General features: G+C 56.5%; 18 protein-coding genes and 1 pseudogene. 8 read left to right on the top strand and 11 right to left on the bottom strand.

The window, feature by feature from the left end:
* A pseudogene (locus JJD74_RS12405) lies at positions 1-118 on the top strand (IS30 family transposase); the annotation flags it as partial.
* 2 nt (positions 119-120) lie between these two features.
* On the opposite strand, the gene JJD74_RS12400 reads toward JJD74_RS12405, so the two are convergent.
* The 6 genes from JJD74_RS12400 to JJD74_RS12375 all read right to left on the bottom strand — a co-directional run bounded on the left by JJD74_RS12400 (position 121) and on the right by JJD74_RS12375 (position 4,792).
* Positions 121-333, bottom strand: coding sequence for a hypothetical protein (locus JJD74_RS12400; protein ID WP_200614156.1), 213 nt, complete (start codon positions 331-333; stop codon positions 121-123).
* 182 nt (positions 334-515) lie between these two features.
* The gene (locus JJD74_RS12395) at positions 516-1,397 is read right to left on the bottom strand and encodes an AAA family ATPase (protein ID WP_200614154.1); all 882 of its coding nucleotides are present in this window, start codon (positions 1,395-1,397) and stop codon (positions 516-518) included.
* A 324-nt stretch (positions 1,398-1,721) separates the two neighbouring features.
* Positions 1,722-2,981, bottom strand: coding sequence for a type II toxin-antitoxin system HipA family toxin (locus JJD74_RS12390; protein WP_200614152.1), 1,260 nt, complete (start codon positions 2,979-2,981; stop codon positions 1,722-1,724).
* Complete coding sequence (locus tag JJD74_RS12385; protein ID WP_047299303.1) at positions 2,978-3,472, bottom strand: helix-turn-helix domain-containing protein; 495 nt, start codon at positions 3,470-3,472, stop codon at positions 2,978-2,980. The genes JJD74_RS12390 and JJD74_RS12385 overlap by 4 nt, the downstream gene beginning before the upstream one ends.
* A gap of 312 nt (positions 3,473-3,784) precedes the next feature.
* Positions 3,785-4,084 carry a hypothetical protein gene (locus JJD74_RS12380; protein ID WP_200614149.1) on the bottom strand — a complete coding sequence of 100 codons (300 nt, stop codon included), beginning with the start codon at positions 4,082-4,084 and terminating at the stop codon, positions 3,785-3,787.
* Positions 4,085-4,468: 384 nt separating this feature from the next.
* Positions 4,469-4,792, bottom strand: a complete 324-nt coding sequence (locus tag JJD74_RS12375) for a hypothetical protein (RefSeq protein WP_042557145.1) — start codon at positions 4,790-4,792, stop codon at positions 4,469-4,471.
* Positions 4,793-5,084: 292 nt separating this feature from the next.
* Here JJD74_RS12375 and JJD74_RS12370 point away from each other — a divergent pair, with 292 nt between their 5' ends.
* From JJD74_RS12370 to JJD74_RS12355, 4 genes are all read left to right on the top strand, one after another.
* On the top strand, positions 5,085-5,588 hold the full coding sequence (locus JJD74_RS12370) for a polysaccharide deacetylase (RefSeq protein ID WP_200614146.1): 504 nt from the start codon (positions 5,085-5,087) through the stop codon (positions 5,586-5,588).
* 182 nt (positions 5,589-5,770) lie between these two features.
* Entirely contained in the window at positions 5,771-7,705 is a 1,935-nt protein-coding gene (locus JJD74_RS12365) for a RecQ family ATP-dependent DNA helicase (protein WP_200614143.1), read from the top strand.
* Between the two features lie 227 nt (positions 7,706-7,932).
* A complete protein-coding gene (locus JJD74_RS12360; RefSeq protein WP_200614140.1) occupies positions 7,933-9,159 on the top strand; it encodes a 3-hydroxyacyl-CoA dehydrogenase in 1,227 nt (408 codons plus the stop codon).
* A 152-nt stretch (positions 9,160-9,311) separates the two neighbouring features.
* Positions 9,312-9,743 (top strand): acyl-CoA thioesterase, encoded by a 432-nt coding sequence (locus JJD74_RS12355; RefSeq protein ID WP_200614137.1) that lies wholly within the window; start codon positions 9,312-9,314, stop codon positions 9,741-9,743.
* A gap of 53 nt (positions 9,744-9,796) precedes the next feature.
* Here the strand turns inward: JJD74_RS12355 and JJD74_RS12350 are convergent, their stop codons facing one another.
* From JJD74_RS12350 to JJD74_RS12335, 4 genes are all read right to left on the bottom strand, one after another.
* Complete coding sequence (locus JJD74_RS12350; RefSeq protein ID WP_200614135.1) at positions 9,797-10,279, bottom strand: glycine zipper domain-containing protein; 483 nt, start codon at positions 10,277-10,279, stop codon at positions 9,797-9,799.
* Between the two features lie 351 nt (positions 10,280-10,630).
* The gene (locus tag JJD74_RS12345) at positions 10,631-12,979 is read right to left on the bottom strand and encodes an FdhF/YdeP family oxidoreductase (protein ID WP_042557151.1); all 2,349 of its coding nucleotides are present in this window, start codon (positions 12,977-12,979) and stop codon (positions 10,631-10,633) included.
* The gene (gene fdhD, locus JJD74_RS12340) at positions 12,976-13,815 is read right to left on the bottom strand and encodes a formate dehydrogenase accessory sulfurtransferase FdhD (RefSeq protein ID WP_200614132.1); all 840 of its coding nucleotides are present in this window, start codon (positions 13,813-13,815) and stop codon (positions 12,976-12,978) included. Before fdhD ends, JJD74_RS12345 begins: the two co-directional genes overlap by 4 nt.
* A gap of 92 nt (positions 13,816-13,907) precedes the next feature.
* A complete protein-coding gene (locus JJD74_RS12335; protein ID WP_042557153.1) occupies positions 13,908-14,795 on the bottom strand; it encodes a LysR family transcriptional regulator in 888 nt (295 codons plus the stop codon).
* 138 nt (positions 14,796-14,933) lie between these two features.
* Here JJD74_RS12335 and lysM point away from each other — a divergent pair, with 138 nt between their 5' ends.
* Positions 14,934-15,374: a peptidoglycan-binding protein LysM gene (lysM, locus tag JJD74_RS12330; protein ID WP_042557154.1), complete on the top strand. Its 441-nt coding sequence runs from the start codon at positions 14,934-14,936 to the stop codon at positions 15,372-15,374.
* A gap of 93 nt (positions 15,375-15,467) precedes the next feature.
* On the opposite strand, the gene yrfG is transcribed toward lysM, so the two are convergent.
* A complete protein-coding gene (yrfG, locus tag JJD74_RS12325) occupies positions 15,468-16,130 on the bottom strand; it encodes a GMP/IMP nucleotidase (RefSeq protein WP_115146036.1) in 663 nt (220 codons plus the stop codon).
* Positions 16,131-16,218: 88 nt separating this feature from the next.
* On the opposite strand from yrfG, the gene nudE reads away from it, so the two are divergent.
* Together nudE and cysQ are read left to right on the top strand one after the other, a co-directional pair.
* Positions 16,219-16,785, top strand: a complete 567-nt coding sequence (nudE, locus tag JJD74_RS12320) for an ADP compounds hydrolase NudE (protein WP_042557156.1) — start codon at positions 16,219-16,221, stop codon at positions 16,783-16,785.
* A gap of 11 nt (positions 16,786-16,796) precedes the next feature.
* Positions 16,797-17,624, top strand: a complete 828-nt coding sequence (gene cysQ / locus JJD74_RS12315; protein ID WP_115146034.1) for a 3'(2'),5'-bisphosphate nucleotidase CysQ — start codon at positions 16,797-16,799, stop codon at positions 17,622-17,624.
* Positions 17,625-17,685: the final 61 nt, after the last annotated feature.

The following is a 17,685-nucleotide window of genomic DNA, read 5'->3' as shown; positions in this document are numbered from 1 at the left end:
GACCGTCGAAGCCGTCAATCGGACAGTAGCGAGGATCAATCTACGCCCGCGCAAGCGCTTGGGCTGGAAGACGCCGTACGAAGTGCATACAGGGGTGAGCGTTGCACTTATGTGTTGAATTCAGGGCTGATCTTTTGTTGTTTTCGCGTTATTTGCTGTTTTTTGTATTTCGTCCTTAATATAGGTTTCAAATCTATCCAGCCTTTTGCCTGCTTCTTCACCGACAGGCTGTAAGCATAGTGGGCAATTCTCACCAGCCTTGGGTGGAAAATCTCCGACAGGTGACACATCCATCACAAAGGCTTTAGCCGATGTCCACAAGGTCTTCCACACCTCATTTCCAATTTTCTGAATCGGAAGGTTTGCGAAGGTACTAGTTCTAAGTTTTTCTGATGCGTCAAAGGTTTCTCGTTGGTTTTCGATAAGCTTCGCGAAGCCTGCGAAACTCTCCTCAGAGATTAATGTGTTTGCTTTTTTTAAAGTATTTAGTAGAGGTTTGGCAGAGTTGACTATTTTTATAAGATTTTTTTAAGTTCTTCAGCGGATTGTGATTTAAGGGTTCTAAGCTCTGTTTGAATGTTGTTTAAATCAAGCAGTTCTTGCTCAGTTATGCAAAATGAAGTAAGTTCGCTTGAGGAAGTTTTTGCAGAAAGCGAATTTATGAATTTACCTGCTTTTGTAGAGAGTTCAACTGCAGGAACTACTATTGGGTTTTTAAGAGGTTTTATTTTTTCGTCGACTGTAGACCGTATTTTGTTACACATGTCAACCAGTTCATCTAGTATGTGAAGGCCTGCAGGTCGGTAGTCTAACTCCCCTTCTTTTTCTATATAGTGAAATGCTGACTTTGAATCGAATACGCGAATTGATTTTAGAGCTATTATCTCGTCGCCTTTGTAGGTCCAGTTAATGTCATTAAAAGCCAATCCACCTTCGTTAAACGAAATTTTTGCATTTGAATTAAGTTTTGAGGGTGTAAAAGCATTTCCTATGACTGCGGGTTTTTCACCTCGAGTCAAACATGCATTTTTCAAGATCCTAGAGTAGCTTGACTTGCCTGAACCATTATCTCCATAGATAACGGTTAACCCTATGTTTGAGAATTTTAAAATTTGGGTGTTTTCCAAGGCTGAGATATTTTCTGTAGGCCCAATTGAGCTTAATGTAACTGGCTTTTCCTCTATTTCAAAACCTTCTGCCGAGATGCTTGAGTTATAATTTTCATAATCTTCGATTGACTCAGGAAAGCCAGATTCTCTTCGAGCCAATTTATAGATTAATTCTTGATTTGCTCCTGTAAGCTCTTGTTTTTCTATAAGCAGTCTAACTGTGTGTTTCCACCAAATCGGTCGACCAGTTTTATTGGCCCACTCCACTATCTTTGCTATAGCAGTCATTTTTTTTGCTCCTGTTTTTTGTTTTTATCGTCGTACATGACTTATTTGTTACGTATAAGGCGTTGCTAATGCGTCTTGCGGGAATTAAATTTTCATACGTTTATTTTTATTTTCATTAAACCGAGCGCGTATTTGCCACTCTTTACGAGACTAGCGGAGAAGCGTCATATTGCTAGTATTTGGATGGTAAAAAGACCTCCGACCTTCGTCGGAGATCTCGTATAGTCTAAATTGTGCAGGGGGTAGTTTGGCAGGAGAAAAAATTCGGACACCCGCCGGTGCAGAATATTCGGAGGGCGATAGGTGAACCTTAGATTTTATTAATTACCAGAACGCGGGTGCCATGCTGTCCTGTTCACGCCTCGACAGCCCTAATGCCCCAGCGACCGTCGGCCATTGACTGACTATTTCTTGGTAATTTTCAATGAGTTGCTCGGCTTCGCTCCCGCTAACCCGAAAATACCCTGCCACTTCCCTCGCCAACTCCAAATCCAAGGCGTTGTCGGAGTCCGTGATGTTCAGCTTCAACCCATCCGCATGCGCCACCGGGTTCATGTCATACGCTGCCGACAAGCGCCACCCTCGACCAGGATCCAGAACAAAACCATGGTTGCGGAGGTGGTCGTCGGTGTTGGATACGAGGATGTTGAAGACAATTCGCGACCACAGTTCACGAAGGTCTGCGTTGGGTTCCGAGCCGTGTTCCATGATTACTTCCGCCAATTCAAGATAGCTGGCGCCGGTTGAGGCGTCGTCGCCGTCGACGCGGTTGGTCATGGTCATGGCTGATGCGAAGTGATGTCGGCCGCCGCGCGCGGTTCGGTCGAAACGCTTCACCAGGAAGCAGTGGTGATCGCTTGCGTAGCGTCGGGCCATGCCGGTGGCAACACGTAGACCACAGTTGACCGCCAAAGCGTTTACTACAAATTCCCAACCACCAACATCGTAGTCATCCCTCGTACTTGGGAATTTGGCGATCCACAGTTGGCCGAACTCGTCGACGACGCTGGCTTTCGGTCTGGCGCCGCCCAGTGAGCCGCCCGGTGCGATGAGCATTCTTAGCCATTCGCGGCCATCGATGGCTGTGTTGTCCCTGTCGTTTTCCAGAGCGAGACTTGCCTGCTCTAACGCGCGTAGCTCGACAAAGGGTGGAGCGGCAATCCCGTCGCGGTCGTCGAGGAAGTTGCCTTCGTCATTGAGTTTGTAGCGAAGGGCGCCGACACGGAAAAGGTCGTGTACGCCAAGCAGGTAATCGGATTCGAACAGCTTGCTGTCCTTGGGAATCAAGCCGTCACGAATGTCCCTTTCCAAGCGGCGTTTCATCAGCAGTTGGCCCCAACGATCGGGGCTCGAGTCTGCAAAGACGCCAAAGCGGCTCTGATGTTCGCCGGGGAATTGGCGGCCTTCGAAGGGGCTGATGCGCGGGTCTAGAGTTATGGAACTCAACTCGGGATCGGCCAACGCTTTCGGGTCGTACTCAAATTCGAACACGTTGATGTTGCGTGTTTTCCTCGCGTGCAGAAATCCGAGGCGTCTGGCGCCTTCCAAGGATTCCCAGTCTGCATAAACAGCAATCAGCGTCATTCTTCACCTGTTGGGGGGCCGGCCTTTTTCTTCTTGTTCAAAAGGCTGGAGAGTGAGTGTGTGTTGAATGGGAAGTCAGCCGGAATTTTCGTGGTAGTGGCGGCATCGATAACGTTTGAAGTCCCGACGTGTTCGGGTGAGCCCTTTTTTACCGCGCTGGCTGCTCGCACTCGCTGGGGCTTTTTGGCTGCGGATCGTGTCGCAGGTATTAATTGCGCATCCTGCAATTGGCGACCCATTTCATCGGCTGCAGCCAGTTTGTTCAGGTCCTTTTCCAGCCCCAGCACCTGCATGACCGACAAGTAGGCCCCGATGGTTACCCCTGAACCGCCTGACTCCAGATGGCGCAAGGTTGTCAGCGACATGCCTGACCTTTCGGCGACCTGCTTGGCCGTCAATTTGCGACGTAGGCGAGCCAGCTTCAGTCGTTCACCAAGGTCGACCAAAAGCCGAGCAGTGGAGGGCAAGAGCGGCGCTGTTTTCTTGGCCATGTGGCATTATTCCTTCATTTTTAAACCTTAACTGCCAGAATAATAGCACTTAAGCTGAAGGACGCTGTTTACCGCCAGATCCGTGAAAAACGAAATTAGGTGGCATTATTCCATCTGTTTTCGGTTCATATAGCTAGAATACTGCCACTTAAATGTTAGCGCTTACTCGAGTCAGTCCGGCTTTTGCCGGTACTTTTCGATAATGCTTTCCATCAGCTCATCAAAGAATTTGCTCATGGTTGCTCCCATGGTTGATTACCGTTTTTTTGATCGCCCTCACAGAGTGCATAAGAGCGATACGATCACTCAATTTCAGGCTGGAGCCTTCCAATTGAGCATCTGCTGCTGCGCTACTTGCAGCAGGTCACAACCATCCTGCGTCAGCAGATAGAGTGCGTGGGTGATGTGGGGGATGTCTTCGACGTCGGCTTGTTTGAAGCTGAGGCAGTAGAGGGTTTTTAGCAGGTCGGCAGAGGCGCGCAGGCGCTGGACGGCGCATTCGAGAGTGTCTTGCGGGTTGGCCTCTGTGTCGATGATCAGGGGCTTGGTGTCGGTGAGGTTGGATTCGAGTGGGCGGTAGCGATCGGGGGTGAGCGGGTTCCATGTTTTCATAGTGTGTGTTCCAGATGTCGTGAAGAGTCATCCCCACCGTGACCAAGCGATGGGAGGCGAACTGTGTTCAGGTTGGTCAACCGGAGGAACACACAATCCGGCACGCTCGAAAGCGTCCCAAACACAGTCACCACGAAGCATGCAGACATTTGAAGTGCCGGCAGCATACAGCGGACGTGTTTGTGTGTCCCATCGGGTGACCAAGCCCGAGCCGCTGATTGGCAGCGACAGTCACGACTATAGAGACGAGCTACAGGGCGGCGATAGAAGACAAGGAGTCTGCCCTTGTAGGAACGGGATGAAGATCTGATAGGTCATTGCTGCTGTTCCATCAACAGTTTTAAACGGGCGCGCTTATCTGTCGGCGGATGTGAACAGCGGGATTCAGAGTGCCGGGTTGTTTTCAAGAGGGTTGTTGGTTGCTTGTGGGTGTTCGATTTTAAACTTGGCAACTTCCAGCAGTTCGCAGCCATCCTGAGTCAATAAGTACAGCGCATTGATGATGTTCGGGATGTCTTTGACGTCTGCTTGTTTGAAACACAGACAGTACAGAGTTTCCAAAAGATTGTTGGCGGCGCCCAATCTTTGTTGAGCGGCATTCAGCAAATCTTGATGACAGGCTTCTGTATCGATGACCAGCACCGGCTTGTCGCTGTAGCAGGTTTTCAAACGGCGGTAGCGGTTGAGGGGGGATTGAGGTGGGTTCATGGATCAAGCCTGTCCTTTGAGAGATCGCTACGGCGGGATTCAGTCGCGTCGGCCACTATAAGAGGGCGCTGCGCCGTGGGACAAGACAGCCAGGATGGACAGCGTTTGTAGGGGGTTTACCGGGGTTCGGGTATTTGCCCTACATGTTTTCCAGGGCTTTTCAGGGCAAAACCCTTAGATAGGATTTTTCCTACAGGTTTGTCAGGCGTTTCGCGGTAAACCGCTGTATCGTGCGCGCCAGAATCTGTGGGACGTTTCCAAACGTCCGATACGCGCTTAAAGGGAATTAGGTATGCAGTGGCTACGAATGGCCTCGATCGTATTGCTGTGGACCAGTGGTTGTCGTTTGGCAATGTCCGCCGAAGTTGGCAATCCGCTGGTACTCGATCATTTGAATCGCACCGGATGGCCGGACGCACTCACCAGCCAAGCGAATGTCGACACGGCGTCGCGCGCCGAGGTGTTGATGTTCGGCAAAGCCTTGCTCGCCAGCGAGGCGTTGGACGAGTCGGGTTTGAAGCAGAAGCTGGGTGTGCCGAAAGTGCAGTTGAAGTCGATCAGACAACTGCGTGATGGTTTGTGGGATCACTTGCTGAGCACTTATCGCAACGCCAGTCAGGACTGTGCTGAACAACCGTTTTGTCCACAGGTACGCAGTGTTGCCGATCTGCGTCAATTGGCGGCAGCGTTCACCGGCGACATCAGCCCGGCCCATGCGTTGTGGGCGAGCAAAAGCCTGGGTGTGCACGAGCAGATGTTGAATGAGCAACTGCGGGTGGCAGTGTTGCGGCCATGAACGTTTAGATTTTGTGTAGTCAGTGCCGGCCTCTTCGCGGGCAAGCCCGCTCCCACAGGGACCGTGGCGTTTAGGTGAATCGCTGTATCATTCCGTATCGATTTGGCCCCCGACCTTTTCTCGACTCGCTGCGATCGCCCGCTAGGCTGTTGGCATGGCAGCAGTCAAAGGAGTGACAGCGAATGCACAACACCCTGGAACAGGTTTTTGGTTATCCACAGTTCCGACCCGGACAAGAGGCCGCGATCAGCGCGGTGTTGGCCGGACGCTCGGCAGCGGCGATTTTTCCCACAGGTTCCGGCAAGTCCCTTTGCTATCAATTGTCGGCACTGATGCTGCCGAATCTGACGCTGGTGGTCTCGCCGCTGCTGGCGTTGATGCAGGATCAATTGGCGTTCCTGCAACGCCATGGCATTGCGGCGGGCAGTATTGATTCGGCGCAAAGCCGCGATGATGCCAATGACGTGATGGCCCGCGCCCGATCAGGTGAATTGAAGATCCTGATGATCTCCGTGGAGCGGCTGAAAAACGAACGCTTCCGCAACTTCTTGCAGCAGGTGCCGATCTCGCTGCTGGTCGTGGATGAGGCGCATTGCATCTCCGAGTGGGGACACAATTTCCGTCCGGACTACCTCAAGCTGCCGGACTACCAACGGCAGTTCAACATCCCGCAAACCTTGCTGCTGACTGCCACGGCAACGCCGAAAGTCATCACCGACATGCAGGCTAAATTTGCCATCGCCGCCGAAGACGTGGTGACCACCGGTTTCTATCGGCCCAACCTCAATCTGCTGGTGGAACCGGTGCCCGGCCAGGACAAGCGTCGGCGCCTGGTGGAGTGGATGGCTGAGCGTCCGGGTCAGCCGAGCATTGTCTACGTCACCTTGCAGAAAACCGCCGAACACATTGCCGAGCACCTGGAGCGTAACGGTATTCAGGCCGAGGCTTACCACGCCGGTTTACCGCATGATAAGCGCGAGGCGATCCAGAAACGCTTCATGGCCGGGCAGTCCAATTGCATCGTCGCGACCATCGCTTTCGGCATGGGCATCGACAAGAGCGACATCCGCAATGTGGTGCACTTCGACCTGCCCAAATCCATCGAAAACTACAGCCAGGAAATAGGCCGCGCGGGGCGTGACGGGCAGCCGTCGGATTGTCTGGTGCTGGCCAATCGCGACAGCCTCAACGTGCTGGAAAACTTCGTTTACGGCGACACACCGGAGCGCGAGGGTATTCGCTATGTGCTCGACGAGTTGAAAGCCTCGGTGCCGGAAGGTCAGTGGGAGTTTCTGCTCGGTCCGCTCGCGGATCAAAGCAATATCCGCGCATTGCCGCTCAAGACATTGCTGGTGCAATTGGAGTTGCGCGGCCTTATCGCGCCGCGCTACGCGTACTACGCCGAATACCGTTTCAAATACTTGCTGGAGCCGGACGCGCTGCTCGAACGTTTCGAGGGCGAACGCAGGGAGTTTGTCGCGGCGATCATCCAGACGTCGAACCGTGCGCGAACCTGGGCAACCGTGAGTTTCGAGGCGATGTACACGCAATATTCGGCAGAGCGAAATCGGGTGGTGAAGGCGCTGGATTATTTCCAGGAGAAGGGCTGGGTCGAGCTTGAGAGCAAGCAGATGACCGAGGTCTACAGCGTGCTGCAGAGCGACTTTGACAGCGGCGTGTTGAGCGCTGAACTGCATGAATACTTCACCCGCCACGAGCAGGCCGAAGTCGCGCGGATTCACGCCATGCTCGATGTGTTCGCCACTGAGCGCTGCCTGGGTTATCGCCTGGCCGAGTATTTCGGCGACCGCAATGCGCCAGAGCGCTGTGGGCATTGTTCGGTGTGTCACGGGCATGTCGCGCGGTTGCCGGAACCCCCGCAATTGCCGCCGCTTGTGGATAAAAACTTTGCAGCGCTGTGCGGCGACTTTATCCACAAGCACGAGCAGCACACCGGCAACGTACCCACGGCGGAACGGCTGACGCGGTTTCTGTGCGGGATCAGCGTGCCGCTGTTTACCAAGCTCAAGGCGCGGACGATTTCCGGGTATGCGGCGTTGGAAGACTATCCCTACGCCGAAGTGCGCCATTGGGCTGACAACCATTTGCTCGACTGAACCGGGAATCCTGTGGGAGCGAACCTGCTCGCGAAGGCGTCAGGTCATTCGGAATCGCGTTGCATGGCACACCGCTTTCGCGAGCGGGCTCGCTCCCAAAGGATTGCGGTGATCTATGAGAGCTGCATCCATCCGCTGAATGTCGATCATCACGGTAATAAACTTCAAAAAGCGTCGTTGGCTGACTATGGTGAGACCAGTCTTTGGATCGCCAACAAGAGAACAACATGAGCCAGACATCTTTCGATATTCAGCAGGCAGCGGTGATTGGTGCGGGCACGATGGGGCGTGGCATTGTCATGTGTCTGGCCAATGCCGGTGTGTCGGTGCAATGGGTGGACACCAATCCACAGATGCTCGAACAGGCGCTCGCAACCGTGGCCGAGACTTATGCACATAACGTGCGTCAAGGCCGGATTGATCGGGCCGAGGCTGATGCGCGTTTGGCCCGGGTCAGCGCTGCGGCGGATTACGCAGAGATCCGCAATGCCGATCTGGTGATCGAGGCGGTGTACGAAAACCTCGAACTCAAGCAGAAGATCTTTCGTGAACTGGATGGCTTGCTCAAGCCGCAAGCGCTGTTGGCGAGTAACACGTCGGCACTGGATATCGATGCAATAGCTGCGGCGACCAAGCGGCCTGAGCAAGTGTTGGGTCTGCATTTCTTCAGCCCCGCGCAGATCATGAAACTGCTGGAAATCGTTCGCGGTGCACAGACCTCGCAGGCAGCACTGGATGCTGCGCTGATACTGGGCAAGCGCATGGGCAAGGTCAGTGTGGTATCGGGCAACTGCCACGGTTTCATCGGTAACCGCATGCTGCATCCGTATGTCCTGGAGGCCCGCAAGATACTGCTTGAAGGCGCTTATCCACAGCAGGTCGATGCGGCGCTACAGGCATTCGGTTTCGCCATGGGGCCGTTCCGTATGTACGACGTGGTCGGCATCGATCTGGAATGGCGCGCTCGTGAGCTGGCCGGCAAGGGCCAGGATGCCCCGGAGATTCAGGTTGATAACCGCCTGTGCGAAATGGGCCGGTTCGGTCAGAAGTCTGGTAATGGTTATTACCACTACGAGCCGGGCAGTCGTCAGGCAGAGCATGACCCGGAGGTCGATGCGCTGGTGTTGCGTGTCAGTGAGGGTTTGGGTTTCCAGCGCCGTGAAATCGGCCCGGAGGAGATTCTGGAGCGCTGCCTGCTGGCACTGGTCAACGAAGGCGCGAAGATTCTGCAGGAAGGCATTGCCGAGTCGGCGCATGACATCGATCTGGTGTACCTGAACGGTTATGGCTTTCCGGCGGACAAGGGCGGGCCGATGGCCTGGGCGGATCAGCAGGGGCTTGCAGATATTCATCAGCGGTTGCTGGCGCTGGAGACGCGGCAGGGTGATCAGTGGAAACCGGCAAGGCTGATTGGTGAGTTGGCGGCGCAAGGGAAGGGGTTTGCTGACCGTTGAATGACGTGGCGCCTGTGCTGGCGCCTTCGCGAGCAGGCTCGCTCCCACAGTGGGTTTGTGTGGTTCGCAGATCCCGACCTCACTGAAGAACCTTGTGGGAGCGAGACGCTTTTAAATCAGACTGGCCACTTACCTTCAGGAATCGAAAATTGATGTCCAACCCGACCCCTCAACGCACCGACTACCCGCATTTCCAGCCCATTACCACGCGCTGGCATGACAACGATGCCTACGGCCACGTCAATAACGTCACTTATTACAGCTTCTTTGACACCGCGGTGAACACCTACCTGATCCAGGTCGGTGGTCTGGATATCCATGACGGTGAGGTGGTGGGGTTCGTGGTCAGTTCGGCGTGCGATTACTTCGCCTCGATTGCTTTCCCGGACTTGATCGAGATCGGCTTGCGGGTCGGCAAGTTGGGCAACAGTTCGGTGCAGTACGAATTGGCGGTGTTCAAGGTCGGCGAGAGCGAAGCGTGTGCGGCGGGGTGCTTTGTTCATGTGTTCGTGGATCGTACGACCAATCAGCCCACGCCGATTCCTGCCGGACTGCGGCATGCACTGGAATACTTAGTGGTATAACAGGCAAAAAAAATCGCAGCCCTCGGGCTGCGATTTTTTTTCAAGCATTCGCCTTAACGATGGCGAGAGTACTTGTGGTGCTTGCGATGGCCATAGGCATGGCCGCGACCACGGTGGTCGTCGCGATAGTAGCGACGGTCGTCGTGACGGCGATCATAGCGACGATCATCGTCATCGCTCTTGTTGCCCATGTAGTTACCCAGCGCGCCGCCGGCGCCGCCACCTGCTGCGGAACCGATCAGGCTGCCGGTAGTGCCGCCCATGCTGCGGCCAACCACGTTACCGCCGGCTGCGCCCAACGCACCGCCGATAGCGGCTTCGCCACGGCTGCGTTTGTCTGCGCCGACCGCGCTACCACCCGCACCGCCCAAGGCTGCGCCGATGGTGGAACCTGTATTGCCGCCTAAAGACTGACCGACGACCGAGCCAAGAACCCCGCCCAATGCGCCGCCCACACCTGCTTCGGTGGTGCCGCCTGCGGACGCAAAACCACTGACCAGGCCAAGGGACAACAAGAGAATCGAGGAGAACTTCATAGAGGAGCCTCAAAGGGATGACGGCGCCGATCCTGAGGCTGTGCAACACGCGTGACAATCGAAATCCGACGAATAACACGACTTGTATACAATTACGCAAGTTACTGTTTTAAATACGGAACTTAAGCGATTTTCGCCGGTCTTTAACTACTTCGGACAGGCCGCTTTTGTGAAAAAGCGGCCTTTTTTGTGGGCGATGGAAATGTGTAGCGGCGTAGAAGTGCGTTAAATGTTCGACCGCTTTCGCGAGCAGGCTCGCTCCCACATTGGACCGCGTTTCTTATGCAGGAATGCGCTCAACTGTGGGAGCGAGCCTGCCCGCGAAGGGGCCAGTCCAGTCACTCTTTAGGCTTAAGCAGACTTGGCCATGATCAACCCGGTCTCACTCGCCGCTTCCAAGCGGATCGCGATGAACTTCGAGGTCGGCGTATGGCTGCCGTCGCCAGTGCTTTCCAGCGGCACCAGTGGATTCACTTCCGGGTAATACGCAGCGGCCTGGCCGGCAGGGATGTCAAACGCCAGCAGTGTGAAGCCCTTCACCCGACGCTCGCGCCCATCGTCCCAGATCGAAACGATGTCAGCCTTCTGCCCCGGACGGAAGCCCAGGCGAATAATGTCGGCCTCGTTGGCGAACAGCACATCGCGCTGGCCTTTCACCCCGCGATAACGGTCGTCGAGGCCATAAATCGTGGTGTTGTACTGATCGTGCGAGCGCATCGATTGCAGGATCAGATCCGGCAACTGACCGGTGGCGCGGGTACGTTCGTGGACCAGGTCTTTGGGCAGCAGGTTCGCGCGGAAATTGGCGCGGCCCGACGGCGTGTTCCACTTGCGTGCACCGGCGCTGTTGCCGAGGTAGAAACCACCCGGATTCTTGATCTTTTCGTTGAATTCCTTGAAACCCGGGATGGTGTCGGCGATCAGCTCGCGGATACGCCCGTAATCGGCCACCAGCCAGTTCCAGTCCACCGGTTTGCTGCCAAGGGTCGCGGCAGCGATGCCAGCGATGATCGACGGCTCTGAACGCATCTGGTTAGAAAGCGGCTGCAACTGACCGTTGGAGGCGTGAACCATGCTGAACGAGTCTTCCACGGTGACCGCTTGCGGGCCTTCAGTCTGGATGTCGATGTCGGTGCGACCGAAGCACGGCAGGATCAAGGCGTCTTTACCGTGAGCCAGGTGGCTACGGTTGAGTTTGGTGCTGATCTGCACGGTCAGGTCACAATTGCTCAGAGCCTCGAACGTGCGCGGGCTGTCCGGTGTGGCTTGGGCGAAGTTGCCGCCCAGACCGATAAACACCTTGGCGCGGCCCTCGGCCATGGCGTGGATCGCCTCGACCACGTTGTGCCCGTTGTGGCGTGGCACCTTGAACTGGAAGCGACGCTCCAGCGAATCAAGGAACGCCACGGGTGGACGCTCGTTGATACCCATCGTGCGGTCGCCCTGCACGTTACTGTGACCGCGCACCGGGCACAGACCGGCGCCGGGTTTGCCGATGTTGCCGCGCAGCAGCATCAGGTTGGCGATTTCCTGGATGGTCGGCACCGAATGGCGATGCTGGGTGATGCCCATCGCCCAGCACATGATCACGTTTTTGCCTTTGGCGTACATGCGCGCCGCTTGTTCGATTTCGATCAGGGTCAGGCCGGATTGCTCGACGATCTGTTCCCACGGCGTGTCGTCGACGACACCGAGATACTCCAGCACATTGGCACTGTGTGCATTGAGGAAGTCGTGATCGAAAACCGCTGGCTCACCAGCCTTCTGCGCGTCGCGCTCCCATTGCAGAAGGAACTTGGCCATGCCGCGCAGCAGCGCCATGTCGCCACCCAATGCCGGGCGGAAGTACGCGGTATTGGTCGGTTTGTCGCCGTTGGTGAGCATTTCGATCGGGTGCTGCGGGTGCTGGAAACGTTCCAGACCACGCTCTTTGAGCGGGTTGACGCACACCACCTGAGCGCCACGCTTCACGGCTTCACGCAGGGGTTCGAGCATCCGCGGATGGTTGGTGCCGGGGTTCTGGCCCCAGACGAAAATCGCGTCGGCGTGTTCGAAGTCATCGAACGTCACGGTGCCTTTGCCGACACCGACACTCTGCGCCAACGCCACGCCGCTGGCCTCGTGGCACATGTTCGAGCAATCGGGAAAGTTGTTGGTACCGAAGGCGCGCACGAACAGCTGATACAGATACGCCGCTTCGTTGCTGGCGCGACCCGAGGTGTAGAACTCGGCTTGATCCGGGCTCGACAAGCCTTGCAGGTGTTTGGCGATCAGCGCGTAGGCATCGTCCCAGGCAATCGGTTTGTAGCGGTCGGTCTCGGCGTCGTAGGCCATTGGCTCGGTCAGACGACCCTGATATTCAAGCCAGTAGTCGCTCTGCTCCAGCAACGCGGTAACGCTGTGTTTGGCGAAGAATTTTGCATCCACCCGACGCTTGGTCGCTTCCCAATTCACCGCTTTGGCGCCGTTCTCGCAGAACTTGACCATGCCGCTTTCCGGGGAATCGCCCCACGCGCAACCCGGGCAGTCGAAGCCGCCGTTCTGGTTGGTCTTGAGCATCATGCGCAGGTTTTTCAGCGCGTTGTCGCTGGTCAACCAGGCCTGGGCCACGCTGATCAGGGCACCCCAACCGCCGGCTGCGCCTTTGTAGGGCTTGTAGCGCGGGACAGGTTTCTGGTCGGCTTGATGATGTTGGCTCACGCTTGATTCTCCATCGCGGGGCTATACACCCGCGGCGCATTTTTCTGCGGCAGGTGGATGAGATTGAGGTTGTGCCGACGGGCCCATTGCACGGCAAGGCCCGTAGGCGCGGACAGGCTGACCAGGGTCTGGATGCCGGCGCGCAAAACTTTCTGGATCAATTCGAGACTGCAACGGCTGGTGACAATCGTCAGGCCGCCATCCGTGGATATTTTCTGGCGGATCAGCCCGCCGATCAGTTTGTCGAGAGCGTTGTGGCGGCCTATGTCTTCGCGCCCGAGCAGCAATTCGCCGCTGGCATTCATGAAAACCGCCGCGTGTACCGCACCGCAATGCTGGCCCAGTGGCTGGAAGGCACCGATGCGTTGGCGCAGACCGTCGAGCCATACACTGGGTGGCAACGGCGCACCGGGCAACACCTTGAGATCGGGTAGCGCCTGTTCCACCGCTTCAACGCCGCACAGTCCGCACCCGCTAGTGCCGGCCAGTTGCCGACGCTGGGTCTTGAGATTCCAGAACGCACGATTGGCGATGGTCACTTGCGCGTATTGCGCCGAACCTGCGCCAGTCAGTTGCAGGTCATAGATCTCATTGGCGTCTTCGATGATGCCGCTGCCGAGGCTGAAACCGACGATGAAGTCTTCGAGGTCGGTCGGGGTCACCAGCATGACGGCCTGGCTGATGCCGTTGTAGGCGATCGCCAACGCAACTTCCTCGGCCAGCGCGGTGCTGGCCGACTCTTCGAGAGGCAGATCGCTGTAACTGTATGTCTGGCTGGCAGCAGGCGCGGGCGTTTCGCGTGCAGGCGCCGCGCAGGCTGGGCGCTTGGCGTTCATGGCATCACCAACGGTTTGATCAACGTTAAGACTAGGCGCGGCAAGATGTCGCGTCTAATCGCTAATGTTGATCTACCGATAGATGCCGTCGATCAAGACTCGCCTGGCGATTTTTGATACAGCGCAAAACAGGCTTCGGCCAGCGCTGAACGCGGGGCACCCCGGCGCATGATGAACCCCAATCGGGCGAGGGTTTGGGCACTTTCAATGGGCTGCAGACGCAGGTCATCGGTGAGGTTTTCCAGTCCGCCGTCCAACGGCATCACCGCGCAACAGAACCCGCCATGCACAGCTTGTAATAATTGATGCACGGCATCGGTTTGCAGCAGTGTTTGGGGCGTCAGGCCACGGCTGTGGAAATTGTGGTCGATCGACTGGCGAAAGTGCATGCCGCTGGTGAGCATGCCCAGTGGCAGTTCGATCAGCGATTCCCAGGTCAACGGTGCTTCGCCGAAGGAGAAGAAACGCTGGTCATACAGCAATCCCATGCGGGTTTCGCTGAAGGCCAGGGATTCGAAGCGCTCACTGTCCAGCCGATCAAGATAGGACACGCCGATATCGATGCGGTTGTTCGCCAGTTGTTCGAGAATCTGTTCGGAACTCAGCGCCGACAATTCAAAGCGCAGGTTCGGGTGCTGCCCGTGCAGACGCTGCATCAGCGGCAACGCATCGAAACTCGACAGCGGCACCACGCCCAGGCGCAACGTACCGACCAGATTGCCGCGGCACGCTGCTGCTTCTGCCTGCAAGCCGTCATACGCCGCCAACACTGTGCGTGCCCACGCCAGCACCCGTTCGCCCGGGGCGGTGAACCCTTCGAACCGCTGACCGCGGTTGACCAGCGGCAGGTCGAGTTCTTCTTCGAGACTACGCAGGCGCATCGACAGCGTCGGTTGCGTAATGTGACAACGCGCAGCGGCCTGGCCGAAGTGACGGGTTTCGTCGAGGGCGATGAGGAATTTCAGCTGCTTGATGTCCATCTTCGCTCCGAAGGGTGTTGCGGGGGTGGGCGATTCTAACGCTTGTGGGGTGACAGGGTCATTGGTCGGCTTGGAACCGGGGTTGTCATTGGTGGTCTAGGCTTTGACGTCTGGAACCCAAATCAAGGAGTGTGCGCTATGAGTCTTTTTAGCTTTGTGAAAGAAGCCGGTGAGAAACTGATCGATCTGCTGACCCCGGGCAATGCCAATGCCGGTGAGCAATTGAAGGAACACATCAGCAAGGTTGGCTTGGGCAATCCGAACGTTCAGGCGACTGTGGACGGCGACAAGGTCACGGTTACCGGTGAGGTGGCGAGCCAGGAGGAGAAAGAGAAAATTCTGCTGGCGGTGGGCAATATCGAAGGCGTGGGCAGCGTTGATGACCAGATCACTGTGACCGGCCCGGTAGTGACTGCTGCGCAGTTTGTGGTGGTCAAGTCGGGTGACACGCTGAGTGCAATTTCCCTGCGCGTTTACGGCGATGCCAACAAGTATCAAAAAATCTTCGAAGCCAACAAACCGATGCTCAAGGATGTGAACAAGATCTACCCAGGGCAGACACTGCGTATTCCTGAGTAATTGCGGATAACGCTTTCGCGAGCAGGCTCGCTCCCACATTGGATTGCGTTTCAATGTGGGAGCGAGCCTGCTCGCGAATAGGGCAACTCGGTATCAGAGGCCGGTGATCAAATCCCGGTAATCATCGACCGCCGCAAACTCGGCGGTGTCCCTCGGGCCTTTGCGGCTGTCCGGTTCCTTGATGGCCAACAGGTGTGCCACGCCAAAATCCCGCGCACTGCGCAGAATGGGCAAGGTGTCATCAATGAACAGACTGCGCGCCGGATCAAAATCTATATCGGCCTGCAACGCATCCCAGAATTGCGGATTTTCCTTCGGAAAACCGTAGTCATGCGAGCTGATCAATCGCTCGAAATAGGGCGCCAGTTCAATCCGCTCCAGCTTCAACGACAGCGAATCACGGTGCGCATTGGTGATCATGATCACCCGTTTGCCGGCGCGTTTTATCGCGTCAAGAAAGGTGTCGGCATCGGTGCGCAAGGCGATCAGGTGCGCGGTCTCTTGCTTCAATTCACGCACTGACAATTTCAGTTCGCTGCTCCAGAAATCCAGGCAGTACCACTGCAACTGACCGGCATGGCGCTCGAACAACGGCTGCAACTCCATCTCGGCCATGGCGCGGCTGACCCCGTGCAGTTCGGCGTAGCGCTGGGGCAGGTGTTCCAGCCAGAAATGGTTGTCGAAGTGCAAATCCAGCAGCGTGCCGTCCATGTCCAGAAGAACGGTATCGATGTCGGACCAGGGTAGTGAAGGCATGGCAACGTCTCGAGCGGTAGAAAGATATCCGACGTAAACAATCGGGAAAGCCGCGTTATAGTAGCGCGTTCACGCCAAGGAGCTTTGCATGCGCCAGAAACCCACCGTACTTGCCCGCGAGATCGTCGCCACCAGTCGCCTGTTTTGCGTCGAAGAGCTCAAGCTGCGTTTTTCCAACGGTGTGGAACGCACCTATGAGCGTCTGGTGGGCAAGGGTGCCGGATACGGCGCGGTGATGATCGTGGCAATGCTCGATGCCGAGCACGCTGTGTTGGTCGAAGAATATTGCGGCGGTACTGACGAGTACGAATTGTCCCTGCCCAAAGGCCTTATCGAACCCGGTGAAGACGTGCTGGCAGCGGCCGAGCGTGAGCTTAAGGAAGAGGCCGGTTTTGGCGCGCGGCAACTGGAGCATCTGACTGAGCTGTCGCTGTCACCCGGTTACATGAGCCAGAAGATTCAGGTGGTGCTGGCCACCGAGCTGTACGAAGAACGTCTGGAGGGCGACGAGCCTGAGCCAATGCGGGTCGACAAGGTCAACCTGCGTGAACTGTCGGCGCTGGCATTGAATCCGCAATTCACCGAAGGGCGTGCCTTGGCGGCGTTGTACCTGGCGCGTGATTTGCTGAGCCAGCGCGGTGCCTTTCAACTATGAGTGAGCAATTGATGAACTTTCCCCATCCGTTGATGGCGCCAGTAATTGCGCTGGCATTGAAGGCTGGCGAGGTGATTTTGCCGTTCTGGCGGTCAGGCGTTGAAGTCACCGCCAAGTCAGATGAATCACCTGTGACCGCTGCAGATCTCGCCGCGCACCACGTGATCGTGGATGGATTGATCGCGCTGGATCCGAGTATTCCGGTGCTGTCCGAAGAGGACGCGAGTATCGCGCAAAGCATACGCGCCGGCTGGCAGCGTTGGTGGCTGGTAGATCCGCTGGACGGCACCAAGGAGTTCATCAGCGGCAGTGAGGAATTCACCGTCAATATTGCGTTGATCGAAAACGGTCGCGTGGTATTCGGTGTGGTGTCGATGCCGACCAACGGTCGTTACTACGTTGGGGGTGCCGGGCTCGGTGCCTGGCGCTGTGACGAGGGCGGTACTCCGGTTGCGATTCAGGTGCGTGACGTGCCGGGGCCGGGCGAAGCGTTCACCGTAGTAGCCAGTCGTCGGCATTCCAGTCCCGAGCAGGAGCGCTTGCTGGCCGGGTTGAGCGCGAGCCTGGGTGAACTGCAATTGGCCAATATCGGCAGTTCGTTGAAGTTTTGCCTGTTGGCCGAAGGGGCGGCGGATTGCTATCCGCGACTGGCGCCGACTTCGCAGTGGGACACGGCGGCCGCCCAAGGCGTGCTGGAAGGGGCGGGCGGTGAGGTGCTGGATTTGCAGGGCGAAGCGTTCTGTTATCCGGCGCGGGAATCGTTGCTGAATGAGTTCTTTCTGGCGCTGCCAGCGAAGGCGGCGTGGCGGACGAGGTTGTTGGAGTTGGCCCGAGGTTAATAGCAAAAGATCGCAGCCTGCGGCAGCTCCTACACAGGATTTCGCATTTCCCTGTAGGAGC

It is taken from the genome of Pseudomonas sp. MF6776 (assembly GCF_016613125.1).
In the GTDB taxonomy this organism is placed as follows: domain Bacteria; phylum Pseudomonadota; class Gammaproteobacteria; order Pseudomonadales; family Pseudomonadaceae; genus Aquipseudomonas; species Aquipseudomonas iridis.
Note: the sequence above shows the minus strand (reverse complement) of the source record. Positions and strands in the feature narration are given on the sequence as shown.